Annotated in this window: 17 protein-coding genes; 10 read left to right on the top strand and 7 right to left on the bottom strand. The window is 64.2% G+C overall.

Going from position 1 to position 11,666, the window contains the following annotated elements; genetic code table 11:
* Positions 1-95: 95 nt before the first annotated feature.
* Together DB032_RS21710 and DB032_RS21705 are read left to right on the top strand one after the other, a co-directional pair.
* Positions 96-782 (top strand): MliC family protein, encoded by a 687-nt coding sequence (locus DB032_RS21710; protein WP_107801284.1) that lies wholly within the window; start codon positions 96-98, stop codon positions 780-782.
* Positions 783-1,019: 237 nt separating this feature from the next.
* Positions 1,020-1,556, top strand: a complete 537-nt coding sequence (locus tag DB032_RS21705; RefSeq protein WP_107801283.1) for a YaeQ family protein — start codon at positions 1,020-1,022, stop codon at positions 1,554-1,556.
* Here the strand turns inward: DB032_RS21705 and DB032_RS24255 are convergent.
* From DB032_RS24255 to DB032_RS21695, 3 genes are all read right to left on the bottom strand, one after another.
* On the bottom strand, positions 1,549-1,710 hold the full coding sequence (locus DB032_RS24255; RefSeq protein WP_158274390.1) for a hypothetical protein: 162 nt from the start codon (positions 1,708-1,710) through the stop codon (positions 1,549-1,551). The two genes, DB032_RS21705 and DB032_RS24255, sit on opposite strands and share 8 nt — an antisense overlap.
* Positions 1,707-1,910, bottom strand: coding sequence for a hypothetical protein (locus tag DB032_RS21700; protein ID WP_107801282.1), 204 nt, complete (start codon positions 1,908-1,910; stop codon positions 1,707-1,709). Before DB032_RS21700 ends, DB032_RS24255 begins: the two co-directional genes overlap by 4 nt.
* A 143-nt stretch (positions 1,911-2,053) precedes the next feature.
* Entirely contained in the window at positions 2,054-2,359 is a 306-nt protein-coding gene (locus DB032_RS21695) for an antibiotic biosynthesis monooxygenase (RefSeq protein WP_107801281.1), read from the bottom strand.
* Between the two features lie 114 nt (positions 2,360-2,473).
* On the opposite strand from DB032_RS21695, the gene DB032_RS21690 reads away from it, so the two are divergent.
* Complete coding sequence (locus DB032_RS21690; RefSeq protein ID WP_158274389.1) at positions 2,474-3,001, top strand: GNAT family N-acetyltransferase; 528 nt, start codon at positions 2,474-2,476, stop codon at positions 2,999-3,001.
* Between the two features lie 54 nt (positions 3,002-3,055).
* The gene (locus DB032_RS21685) at positions 3,056-3,553 is read left to right on the top strand and encodes a M48 family metallopeptidase (RefSeq protein ID WP_107801279.1); all 498 of its coding nucleotides are present in this window, start codon (positions 3,056-3,058) and stop codon (positions 3,551-3,553) included.
* 61 nt (positions 3,554-3,614) lie between these two features.
* Here the strand turns inward: DB032_RS21685 and DB032_RS21680 are convergent, their stop codons facing one another.
* A complete protein-coding gene (locus tag DB032_RS21680; RefSeq protein WP_107801278.1) occupies positions 3,615-4,613 on the bottom strand; it encodes a sulfate ABC transporter substrate-binding protein in 999 nt (332 codons plus the stop codon).
* 210 nt (positions 4,614-4,823) lie between these two features.
* Between DB032_RS21680 and DB032_RS21675 the strand changes: the two genes are divergently transcribed.
* The 3 genes from DB032_RS21675 (at position 4,824) to DB032_RS21665 (ending at position 7,174) form a co-directional block, all read left to right on the top strand.
* Complete coding sequence (locus tag DB032_RS21675) at positions 4,824-5,396, top strand: alpha/beta hydrolase (protein WP_107801277.1); 573 nt, start codon at positions 4,824-4,826, stop codon at positions 5,394-5,396.
* A 171-nt stretch (positions 5,397-5,567) separates the two neighbouring features.
* Positions 5,568-6,518 carry a substrate-binding domain-containing protein gene (locus DB032_RS21670; protein WP_107801276.1) on the top strand — a complete coding sequence of 317 codons (951 nt, stop codon included), beginning with the start codon at positions 5,568-5,570 and terminating at the stop codon, positions 6,516-6,518.
* 113 nt (positions 6,519-6,631) lie between these two features.
* A complete protein-coding gene (locus DB032_RS21665) occupies positions 6,632-7,174 on the top strand; it encodes a DUF2059 domain-containing protein (RefSeq protein WP_107801275.1) in 543 nt (180 codons plus the stop codon).
* Between the two features lie 89 nt (positions 7,175-7,263).
* Here the strand turns inward: DB032_RS21665 and DB032_RS21660 are convergent, their stop codons facing one another.
* Complete coding sequence (locus DB032_RS21660) at positions 7,264-7,488, bottom strand: hypothetical protein (RefSeq protein WP_107801274.1); 225 nt, start codon at positions 7,486-7,488, stop codon at positions 7,264-7,266.
* 127 nt (positions 7,489-7,615) lie between these two features.
* Between DB032_RS21660 and DB032_RS21655 the strand changes: the two genes are divergently transcribed.
* The 3 genes from DB032_RS21655 (at position 7,616) to DB032_RS21645 (ending at position 10,117) form a co-directional block, all read left to right on the top strand.
* Complete coding sequence (locus DB032_RS21655; RefSeq protein ID WP_158274388.1) at positions 7,616-8,404, top strand: ABC transporter substrate-binding protein; 789 nt, start codon at positions 7,616-7,618, stop codon at positions 8,402-8,404.
* An 88-nt stretch (positions 8,405-8,492) separates the two neighbouring features.
* Complete coding sequence (locus DB032_RS21650) at positions 8,493-9,359, top strand: NYN domain-containing protein (protein WP_107801272.1); 867 nt, start codon at positions 8,493-8,495, stop codon at positions 9,357-9,359.
* A 239-nt stretch (positions 9,360-9,598) separates the two neighbouring features.
* Positions 9,599-10,117 (top strand): GNAT family N-acetyltransferase, encoded by a 519-nt coding sequence (locus DB032_RS21645; protein ID WP_107801271.1) that lies wholly within the window; start codon positions 9,599-9,601, stop codon positions 10,115-10,117.
* Positions 10,118-10,222: 105 nt separating this feature from the next.
* Here the strand turns inward: DB032_RS21645 and pyrI are convergent, their stop codons facing one another.
* Both pyrI and pyrB read right to left on the bottom strand, forming a co-directional pair.
* A complete protein-coding gene (pyrI, locus tag DB032_RS21640; RefSeq protein ID WP_107801270.1) occupies positions 10,223-10,681 on the bottom strand; it encodes an aspartate carbamoyltransferase regulatory subunit in 459 nt (152 codons plus the stop codon).
* A 20-nt stretch (positions 10,682-10,701) separates the two neighbouring features.
* Positions 10,702-11,622, bottom strand: a complete 921-nt coding sequence (gene pyrB / locus DB032_RS21635) for an aspartate carbamoyltransferase (protein ID WP_107801269.1) — start codon at positions 11,620-11,622, stop codon at positions 10,702-10,704.
* Between the last annotated feature and the right edge of the window lie 44 nt (positions 11,623-11,666).

Genomic DNA, 11,666 nt, shown 5'->3' with positions numbered 1-11,666 from the left:
GGGGTTGAGCGCATCGGCCCGCGGCGGAGAGATGCCCTGTTTTGATGTGTCCGCCCGGCATGGGCGGCGAATAACGCAGTTCAGAGGAAATCGGTATGCCTGGATCCGCCCATAGGCTGGTCGGCTTGATCATATTGTGTCCGGCCTTGGCGCTGGCCGCCGGCAAGGGCGGGTCGGAAGGCGGCCACGGCCGCGCGGCGGAGAGCGGCAGGATCGCAGAGGACACGGCGGAGGCCAATCCGCCGGCGGCGACCGATTTCAATTGCGAAAAGCCGGGCAATCCGGTGGAGGCCATGGTGTGCCAGGACGACAGCCTGACCCGCCAGGACAATCGGCTGGAAAAGGTCTACGCCCTGGCGCTGGAACAGGCCCAGCAAGGCCGGCCGGGGGCCGAGGCCAAGCTGATCGCCGAGCAGCGCCGCTGGGTCAAAAGTCTGAAGGACTGCGTCAAGACCGAGGACATGCATATGTGTCTGGGCGACGTCTACATCATGCGCATCACCCAATTGCAGGCGGCCTGGGGGCTGGCGCCGTCGCTGACGCCCTTGCGCTATGTCTGCAAGGGCAACGCCACCCGCACCGTGCTGGCCACCTTCTATCGCACCCACCCGCCCACGGTGAAGCTGGAGTACAACGGCTCCACCGCCATTCTGCATCAGGGCCTGAGCGGCAGCGGCGCGCGTTACGCGGCGCCGGGGCTGGAACTGTGGATCAAGGGCCGCGAGGCCAGCATCACCTGGCGCGGCGAACCTTTGGACTGCTCCAGCCAGCCTTCGCCTTAAGAACCTGTTTACGATCTGCTGCGCGTCGTCAGACGTCACACGGTGAGTACCGCTTCGTACCGTGTGTACACTCCGCTTTCTCAGCCGTTTTCGCCTTGTCTCGCTCTAGCTTGCGAGATCGTAAACGCGTTCTAAGAGGCCGTTCATGGCGGCGCGCCCCGCCGTCTAGCGATTGAACGGGCGCAATGGCCGGCGGCCCCGTACAATGGCTTCTTTTTTCGCAAAGCCGGTTTCCGCATGGCCCTGTCCGCCACCATTTATAAAGCCAATCTCGCCGTATCCGACATGGATCGCGGCTATTACGCCAGTCATCAGCTGACGCTGGCCCAGCATCCGTCCGAAACCGTGGAACGCATGATGCTGCGTCTGGCCGCCTTTGCGCTCAACGCCAGCGAAACCCTGCAATTCAGCCGCGGTCTGAGCGCCGACGACGAGCCCGAGTTGTGGCAGAAAAACTATGCCGACGAGATCGAGCTGTGGGTGGAACTGGGCGAGCCCGACGAAAAACGGCTGAAGAAAGCGTGCAGCCGCGCCGAGCGCGTGGTGTTGTACAGCTACGGCGGCCGCGCCAGCGAAGTGTGGTGGCCGCAGATGGAGAACAAGCTGGCCCGGCTGGACAAGCTCAGCGTGTTTCGCGTCGAGACGGCCACGCTGGCGGAGCTGGTCGCCATCTGCCAGCGCAGCATGCAGTTGAGCGCCACCATCCAGGACGGTCAGATGTGGCTGGCCGACGAGTCCAACAATGTGCTGGTGGAGCCGCTGCGGCTCAAATAAGGCGTAGCCAGGCGCGCAGCCGCTGCAGCAAGCCCGTTTGGGCCGCGCGCGGCAGCCGCGTCTTGCGTTTGAGCCAGGGCCTATCCTGATGGCGGGCCTGGGCGTAGGCGTGCAATAGCCGGCGGTGGCGCAGGGCGAGATCGCCGCGCTTCATCGCCGCGCGCTCACCAAGCGCCACCAGGCGCGCAAGGACGCTCGCCAGCCGCCATCGGGCGGGGTCCGAGCGGGCGCGGCCGGAAAGCGGGCGTTGAGAATATAACGGCGCAGCGCCAAGGGCGCCGCGTCATCGTCCGGCAGATAGTCGGGAATGCCGCGCGTCGGCAGCGCGCGGCGGACGGGTTTGCTTGCGCTCATCGGCAAGGGCCTCGCAGTGGGATCTTGGCTGCATGCTAGGCTCCGGCGCGTAAAAAGCGGCTAAAGAAAGCGCGGGCGCGGATAAAAAGCGGCTAGTCGCGCCGCGGTCCGGTTCCACGTGAAACAGCGCCATGCCGCGGACTTCAGTCTGACGCGTCCAAGGTCCATTCATAGCTGCGTTCGATACAGGCCACCTCCACCCGGTATTGCCGATACCAGCGCTCCCGTCCCAGTTGCTGCGCCAGCACGTGGTCGGCATGCGCCTTCCAGGCGCGGATGCTGTCAGCGTCCGGCCAGTAGGACAAGGCGATTTCCTGCCCGTCCTCACAGGCGGAAACAAAGGCGAGGCAGCCGAAGCGCTCCATGGCCAGTTGGCGCATCTGCTGGGCGACCGCGGAGTATTCCGCATCCAGTTGCCGCGTGGCGGCGCGAAAAATCACGACATGCATGGAAAGTCTTCCTCGCATAAGGTAGGCGGTATCGGTATTGTCTCGATTGCCGGCGGCCTTGGCCAGAGCCAGTTGGACCGCCGGTGTGGAACCACCGCGGCAAGGGGAGCGAACATGAATCAGGGTTTGTTGTTGCGAGCGGCCGACGCTCGGGACGCCGAGCGGATCGCGGCGCTGCATGTCGCCAGTTGGCAAGAGCATTATCGCGGCATCTTGCCGGACGAATACCTGGATTTGCGCGCCGCGGACGAACGCCTGGCCATGTGGCGGGAGCGCTTCGCCGCGCCGGGCGCGCTGTGGGTGCGGCTGGCGCTGTGGCAGGATGAGCCGGCGGGTTTTGTTTGCCTATTGCCGGATGAGGCGCCGGAGCGGGGCGTGTATCTGGATAATCTGCATGTGAAGGCCGGGCAGCAGGGACGCGGCATCGGCCGCGCCTTGATGGCGGCGGCGGCGGCGGAGGCCTTGCGCGTCGCGCCGGGACGGCCCTTGTTCCTGTGGGCCTACCAGGCCAACCGGGACGCCTGCGCCTTTTACCGGGCGCTGGGCGGCGAGGCGTCCGCGCCTTGCGAGGTGGACACCGTCGGCGGCCGGCGCGCGCTGGCGCTCAGTTATCAGTGGGACGACCCGTCCTGCTTGCTGTAATGCCGGTTTGCGCCGCGGCAACACCTGATCGCGCAGTCGTTTTACAATGGCGCGATGTCTACCCTCAACTATTTGCAGCATTATCCCGCCGCCTTGCTCGGCCAGGTGCAGGCGCTGCTGGATTCCGGCCAGCTGGGCGGCTGGCTGGCGCGCAAGTATCCGGAAAGCCACGATGTACAGACGGACAAGGCGCTGTATCAGTACGTGTCCGAGATCAAGCTGCGTTATCTGAAGAACGCCGCCTTGCCGGCCAAGGTGAGGTACGACAGCCAGCAGCACCCGGTCAAGGGCACGCTGGGCACCAATACCTTTGTGTCGCGGGTGCAGGGCGGCAAGCTGAAGACCAAGAACGAAATCCGCGTCGCCGCGCTGTTTCGCGACGCGCCCTTGCCCTTCCTGCGCATGATCGTGGTGCATGAGCTGGCCCACCTGAAGGAGAAGGACCACAACAAGGCCTTCTACCAGCTGTGCTGCCACATGGAGCCGGACTACCACCAGCTGGAGTTCGACATGCGGGTGTGGCTGACCTGGAGAGAAAGCCAGACGGCCTGATCCGCGTTTCCCGCATTGACAACAGCCCGGCTTTGCCGGGCTGTTCGCGTTGGGGGACGGGTTATTTCTTGGTGATGAGCTGATCAAACACGCCGCCGTCGGCGAAGTGTTTGTGCTGGGCGCTGCGCCAATCGCCGAAAGTGTCTTTCAGCGTGAACAGCTTGACCTTGGGGAACTGGCCGGCGTATTGCGCGGCGATCTTGGCGTCGCGCGGCCGGTAGTAGTTCTGCGCGGCGATGGTCTGTCCCTGCGGGGTGTACAGGAACTTCAGATAGGCTTCGGCCAGCTTGCGATTGCCTTTCTTGTCGGCCACCTTGTCCACCACCGCCACCGGCGGTTCGGCCAGGATGGACAGCGAAGGGGTGACGATGTCGAATTTGTCCGGACCCAGTTCCTTCACCGCCAGCACCGCCTCGTTTTCCCAGGCCAGCAACACGTCGCCCAAGCCGCGCTGGGCGAAGGTCAGCGTCGCGCCGCGCGCGCCGGTGTCCAGCACCGGCACATGCTTGTACAGTTCGCCGACATAGGCGCGGGCCTTGGCCTCGTTGCCGCCGGGCTGCTTCAGCGCGTAGCCCCAGGCCGCCAGATAATTCCAGCGCGCGCCGCCGGAGGTTTTGGGATTGGGCGTGATCACCTGGATGCCGGGCTTGATCAGATCGCCCCAGTCGCGGATGCCCTTGGGGTTGCCCTTGCGCACCAGGAACACGATGGTGGAGGTGTAGGGCGAGCTATTGTCCGGCAGCCGGCTTTGCCAGTTCTTGGGCAGCAGGCCCTGGTCCGCCAGCACGTCGATGTCGTAGGCCAGCGCCAGCGTGGCCACATCGGCTTCCAGGCCGTGCTGGATGGCCAGCGATTGCTTGCCGGAGCCGCCGTGCGATTGCTTGATGGCGACGTCGCCGCCCTGTTTCTTCCATTGCTCGGCGAAAGCCTTGTTGACGTCCTGATACAGCTCGCGGGTGGGGTCGTAAGAAACGTTGAGCAGCTCGGCGGCCAGCAGCGGCGCGGCGGCGCCGAACAGGGCGAGAGACAGCAGGGCGTGGCGGAAGGTATGACGTGGCATGGCGGTGTCCTGAGGAGGCAAGCGATGAATGCATCTAATCAGAAATGTTTTAGCGCCAGAAGTGATTGTTTTTTATCTTTAAATTCCAAATAAGTCTATGTAATGGCGCAATCTTTTAGAGGAATCGGGAATAAGTTTCTCGTTCAATATCATTTCCAAGAATATCAAAGTCATTCTACAGTGCGAGTTCCCCCTTTGAGGAGCTGAGCGATGGAACCTTCGCTGGCGGATTTCGACTTGATCATTCAGCCCGGCTGGCGCAACTCCGGCCCGCGGCACTGGCAAAGCCATTGGCAACGCCGCTTGAACGCCGCGCGGGTGGAGGTGGGCGATTGGGACGCGCCGCAGCTGGACGACTGGCTGCGGGGTTTGGATCAGGCGCTGGACCGGACGCGCAAGCCGGTCATCGTCATCGCCCACAGCCTGGGTTGCGTGGCGGTGGCGCATTACGCCCAGCGCCATCCGCGGCGGATCGCCGGCGCCTTGCTGGTGGCGCCGGCGGACGTGGAGCGGCCCTTCGTGCCGCGCGAGCTGATGGGCTTTGCGCCGACGCCGCGCCAAGCCCTGCCGTTTCCCGCCAGAATGGTGGCGAGCAGCAACGATCCCTTCTGCAAGACCCCGCGCGCGGCGCGGCTGGCCGGTTACTGGCGCGCGCCCATCGCCTGGCTGCGCCAGGCCGGCCACATCAATGTGGAGTCCGGCCACGGGCAGTGGGAGGAGGGCTGGCTGCAGCTGGATTTGCTGGCGCAAAGGGTGAGGGCCAGCTTGAACCAGGCGGCTTGAGAAGCGGTTGACTGTCTGCCGCCTTGCGACGGGCGATAGCGGGCTCGCCTATCCGCGGCTTCGGCCGCAAGGCCTTGCCTCGCCCTGGCTCGGCGGCGCCGAGTCCGGTTTCGTAGCGGGGTCGGCGTGATCTAAACTGGGGTGACACGCATCTAACCATCCTGGGTGGCCATGAGATCGAGCCGATTCCTTGCCTGTTGCTGGCTGTCCCTGGCCGGAGCCGTTTACGCCGCGCCCTTGAGCCGCATCGGCATCTCCGTGGGAGCGCTGGACAACCCTTTCTACCAGATCGTCGCGCGCGGCGCGCTGAACGAGGCGCGCGCGGTCAATCCCAATGCGCAAGTCACCACTCTGTCCGCCAATTTCAGCCTGGAGCGTCAGGAGGAACAAGTGCGGCAGCTGCTGCGCCAGCAGGTGGAGCTGATCCTGCTGGTGGCCGCGGACAGCAAGGCGGTGGCGCCGCTGGTGCGGCTGGCGCATCAGGCCGGGGTGCGGGTGGTGGCGGTGGACGTGGACGCGCCCGGCGCCGACGGCACGGTCAAATCGGACAATGTCCAGGCCGGCGCGCTGGCTTGCCGTTATCTGGCGGAGCGGATGCGCGGCCGCGGCGCGCTGGTGATTCAGAGCGGTCCGCCGGTGTCTTCGGTCTGGGACCGGGTGGCCGGCTGTCGCCGCAGTCTGGCCGCTTTCCCCAAGATCCGGCTGCTCAGCCATCAGGAGAGCGGTTTGGCGTCCAGCTGGGGCGGCAAGCGGCTGATGGAGCGGCATCTGCGGCGCTACCCGGAGATCAACGGCGTGTTCGCCAGCAACGACCGCCAGGCGCTGGGGGCGGAGCAGGCGGTGAGAGAGGCGGGGCGCAAGGAGGTGATGATAGCCGGCGTGGACGGTTCGCCGGACATCGAGAAGGCGCTGCGCGGAGATAGCCAGATCGTGGCGTCCTCCAGCCAGGCCCCGTACGCCATCGGCGTGGAGGCGGTGAAGCTGGGCCGTCAATTGCTGGACAATCCCAAAGCCAAGCCGCGCACGGTGATGGTGCCGGTGCAGCTGATCACCCGCGCCAATATCGGCGCCTATCAGGGTTGGCAGAGTCAGCTGCCGCCGGCGCCCGCGGCGGCGCGCTAGGAGACGGCTCCCGGTCTTTTTTGACCTGCGGCGGCGGCGGTGTCACACTGCCGGTGTTTCCGCGTCGGCCTGGCCGACGCCAGCTGTTTCCAACTCAAGCCAAAGGATTCCACATGTTCGCATCACGCCCGCTCAAAGCCGGCCTGGCCGCCCTGGCGCTGACTTTGCCGCTGCTGGCGCACGCCGACGCCGCCCAGGATGCCGCCGTCAAAGAGTTGTCCGCCACGCTGAACCTGAACAATATGCTGCCGGAGCTGGCGCAGCGCACCACCGCCAGCGCCATGCCGCTGCTGCAGGAATACTTCGTCAAGAACAAGATCAAGCTGAGCGAAGCCCAGCAGAAAAAAGCGCAGGAAGGCTTCAAGACCTACGGCGAGAACGTGCACAAGCTGGCCAGCGATTACTTCGGTTCCAGCGCGGCCAAGCAGCAGTTCGAACAGACCGTGGCCAAGGCCTACAGCGCTCAGTTCAGCGCCGACGAACTCAAGCAGATCAACGTGTTCTACAAGACCGCCGCCGGTCAGAAGCTGCTGAAGCAGCAGCCGCAGATCATCAACACCATCGCCGGCGATACGCTGAAGGCCGCCGAGCCGGTGCTGCTGCCCAAGATGCGCGCCGCCGCGGAAAGCTTCGGCAAGAGCGTCGCCAAGAAATAAGCGAAGACGCGTAGCGCGATCCAAGCCGCCCAAGGGCGGCTTTTTGCTTGTCCGCGCGCCAGCTTGGTGCCGCGGCGCACCATTCCGGTTCAGTTCAGCATCAGGCTGAGCCGGCGCGCGGTGTCCACCGCGGCCTCCGCTTGGCTGGATTCTTCCTGCCATACCCAGACATTGTGGGTCGGGTCCAGCGCCTCGACCAGCCACAGGCGGCCGCCGCCGCCCAGCGCCACCTGGCGCGCGCGCACCGGCCGGCGATAATTGAACATCACCACCTCGCTGGCGGCGGCGGGCGTTTGGCGCGAAAACAGTTTCATGGCGGGCCTCGCGGCGGGAGTGGACGATGCCTGCGACGCTGCAAGACTCGTGCCAACGCCTGGACGGCGCAGCGGCTATAACGTGTTTATCGACACGTATTATGTCATTCAAATGATCAGATCGGGCTTGTTGTTATGGTTGCTGGCCGGACTGGCGGCGGGCGCCGCCGCCGCGCCGCCGCGCCAGGTGGTGGTCTTGGTCGACAACGGCTATCCGCCGTATTCCTACGAGAAGGACGGCCGGGCGGAGGGCGTTTACAACGAGGTGCTGCGCGCGGTTTCGCAGCGTTTGAGCGACTATCGCATCGATCTGCGGCCGGTGCCGTGGAAGCGCGGCCTGTCCGAGCTGGAAGCCGGCCGCGCGCCGGCGCTGTCGCCGCCGTATTACCGGCCGGAGCGCGACTACATGGGATATTCGGCGCCGTTCTGGCAGGAGCAGCTGGCGGTGTATTGCCGGGCGGAGATCATGCGCGCGCCGCGTCCGCACTGGCCGGCGGACTTTGTGGGCCTGCGCTTTGGCAACAACGCCGGTTTCCGTCCCGGCGGCAAGGCGTTCTGGCTGGCGGTGCAGCGTGGCGACATCCAGCTGGACGAGGCGCCGGACACCCAGGGCAATCTGCTGAAGCTGATCAATGGCCGCACCGACTGTTATTTGAACGACAAACTGTCCATTCTCTACGTGCTGGAGCGCTTGCAGCGGCGCGGCGCAATCAGCCCGGAGCAGCGCGGCGAACTGGTGGCGGCGGCCAGCCTGAACGGCGAGCAGGCCTATGTCGGTTTCACCAAGCACGGCCAGCAGCGTTTTCCCTATCTGGACGATTTCATCCGGCAGCTGAACGCCGTCTTGGAGCAGATGAAGCGCGAGGGGCGGATTGCCGCCATTGTGGAGCAGACGCTGCGCGCCGCGCCGCCGTAGCCGCGGTTCATCGCCGCGTCCGGCCGCCGGTTTTGACAGCCGCGACGGCCGGTTTTAGCATGGCTCGGTTGCCTAAGGGAAAGCAAGCATGGAAAACCGCAAACTGGCGGTATTGATCGATGCGGACAACGCGCAGTCGGCGCTGATCGCCGAGTTGCTGGCCGAGGTGGCCAAATACGGCACCGCCGTGGTCAAGCGCGCCTACGGCGACTGGACCACCAGCCAGCTGAAGGGCTGGAAGGAAGTGCTGCACCAGTACGCGATTTCGCCGATCCAGCAGTTCGCCTACACCAAGGGCAAGAATTCCACCGACTCCGCGCTGATCATAGACGCGATGGATCTGCTCTACACCGGCAATTTCGACGGCTTCTGCCTGGTGTCCTCCGACAGCGATTTCACTCGGCTGGCCACCCGGCTGCGCGAATCCGGGCTGATGGTGATCGGCCTGGGCGAACAGTCCAAGACGCCGCGGCCCTTCATCGCCGCCTGCGACAAATTCGTGTTCACCGAGATTCTGCGGCCGGAGCCGGCGGCGGCCAAGAGCGTGGCCGACAAACCCAAGACGCGCAGCGCGCGCAGCCGCGCCAAACCGCAGCCGGAGAAGGAGCGCCATCCGCTGCAGGACATGTTCACCAATGCGATCGAGGCGGTGTCGCGCGACAGCGGCTGGGCCGAGCTGTCGGTGGTGGGCACTTATCTGGCCAAGAACGACCCCTCGTTCGACCCGCGGGTTTACGGTCATTCCCGGCTGTCGCAGATGGTGAAAAAGCTGGACTTCCTGACGGTGCAGGAAAGCCGAAACGGCTCCAAACTGCATTGCGAGATCCGGCTCAAACAGGACGGGGAATCCGTGCTCGCGGCGCCCGTGATAACGCCGCCCGCGGCGGAGCCGACGCCGGAGACGCCGGTGCGCAAGAAGCGCAGCCCGCGCAAAAAGCCGGCTGCTGCCGGCTGAACCGGCTGCTGGTACACTGTTTGCATTCCTAAAGAACGTGTTTACGATCTCGCAAGCTAAGGCGAGACAAGGCGAAAACAGCTGAGAAAGCGGAATGTACAGGTGGTACATGAGCATTTCGAAGTTGGTTTCAACGCGGTATCGCCGACGCGTAGCAGATCGTAAATAGGTTCTAAGGATCCGCGTCGGCGTCCGTGCCCGCGATCCAAAAAACAAGCCACATCAGCAAGGGACAGAACATGATTATCCGCGACGCCACGCTGGAAGACCTGGCGGCGATACTCGATATCTACAACGAGGTCATCGCCACCACCACCGCCATCTACAACGACGATCCGCTGTCCGCCGGCGAGTTCGCCGTCTGGTTCCAGGACCGCACCGCCGCCGGTTATCCGGTGCTGTTGGCCGAGGAAAACGGCAAGATCCTGGGCTTTTCCAGCTTTGGCGATTTCCGCGTCAAGCCGGGCTACCGCTTCACCGTGGAACACAGCGTGCATCTGTCCGCCGACGCGCGCGGCAAGGGCATAGGCACCGCCTTGGTGCAAGCGCTGTTCCCGCGCGCCAAGGCGCTGGGCAAACACACCATGGTGGGCGCGGTGGACGCCGCCAACGCGGGTTCTATCCGCTTCCATGAAAAATTGGGTTTCCAGCAGGTGGGCATGCTGCCGCAGGTGGGATTCAAGTTCGGCCGCTGGCTGGACCTGGTGTTCTTGCAGCGCTTCATCGACGGCGCCAGCGAGGGCCCGGCGGCGTCCTGAGCCTGAAATGAGAAGCGCCGCAGATGACTGCGGCGCTTGCTCGTGCTTTTTACCACTGTCGAACGCAGTGTTTTCTTGATATTTCTCTATTCACCCTTGTACGACTTAGCGCACCTCTGCAACGATATCCCTACTGAACACCTTTTCGCAATACTTGCATTTCATTTTTGTGTCGCGCGCCTGGGGTTTGACGTAGAAAAAGCTGGTCACCGGCTCATTGTGCGAGACGCAATTGGAGTTGGGGCAGGAGAAGATGCCTTCGATAGTGTCCGGCAGCGCCAGCTTGTGTTTCTTCACCACTTCGAAATTGTCGATCACGTTGACGGTGGCCTGCGGCGCGAACAGCGCCAGCTCGTTGGCCTGCTCCTCCGATAGCGCGATGTTCTCCACCTTGATGATGTCCTTGGCGCCCATGTGGCGGCTGGACAGGTTCAGGCCCACGGTGACGCGCTCGCCGGTTTCGCTGAGCTTGAACAGGCGCAGGATGATCAGGCCCTGGCCGGCCGGGATGTGGTCGATGACGGTGCCTTGCTTCAGCGCTTCTACGGTGCGGGTGTATTGCATGATGGTTTCCTTTTCCTGAATCAGACGGTCTCGTTCAACACCAGCGACAGCAGCGCCTGGCGCGCGTAGACCCCGTTCTTGGCCTGTTCGAAGTAATAAGCGTGCGGCGTGGCGTCCACGCTGGTTTCGATCTCGTCGACGCGCGGCAGCGGGTGCAGAATCTTCATATTGGTGCGGGCGCTGTGCAGCATGTCGGCGCGCAGCACGAACTTGCCCTGGATTTTCTTGAACTCGGCCTCGTCGAAGCGCTCGCGCTGCACCCGGGTCATGTACAGCACGTCCACTTGCGGGATCACGTCGTCCAGGCTGCCGACCACGGTGTACTGAATGCCTTTTTCGTCCAGCTCTTCGCAGATGTAGTCCGGCATCGCCAACTGCTCCGGCGACACGAAGTAGAAGCGCGCGCCGAACAGCGACAGCGCCTGGGTCAACGAATGCACGGTGCGGCCGTATTTGAGGTCGCCGACGAAGGCGACGGTGAGGTTTTCCAGCGTGCCCTGGGTTTCGCGGATGGTGAACAGGTCCAGCAGGGTTTGGGTCGGGTGCTGGTTGGAGCCGTCGCCGCCGTTGATGATGGGCACGTCGGAGAATTCGCTGGCCAGCCGCGCCGCGCCTTCCTTGGGATGGCGCATCACCACCGCGTCGGTGTAGGACGCGATGATCTTGATCGAATCCGCCAGGGTTTCGCCCTTTTTGGCGCTGGTGTTGCCGCCGTCGGCGAAGCCGATGACGCTGCCGCCCAGCCGTTGCACCGCGGTCTCGAAGGACAGCCGGGTGCGGGTGGACGGTTCGAAGAAACAGCTGCCCACCAGCTTATCCTTCAGCAGGTCGTTGCGCGGCTGTTGTTTCAGGCGGGCTGCCGTGGCCACCACCAGCTCCAGTTCCTCGCGGCTGAAGTCCGGTATGGAAATGATGTGTTTGCGGTAGAGGGGGTTGGCCATGGTCGCGTCCTTTCAATATTGGCTTTATGAGTCGCGGGTAAAAA

Source organism: Chromobacterium sp. Panama, assembly GCF_003052555.1.
In the GTDB taxonomy this organism is placed as follows: domain Bacteria; phylum Pseudomonadota; class Gammaproteobacteria; order Burkholderiales; family Chromobacteriaceae; genus Chromobacterium.
The sequence above is the reverse complement of the archived record's forward strand: the minus strand, read 5'-3'. Positions and strand labels throughout refer to the sequence as shown.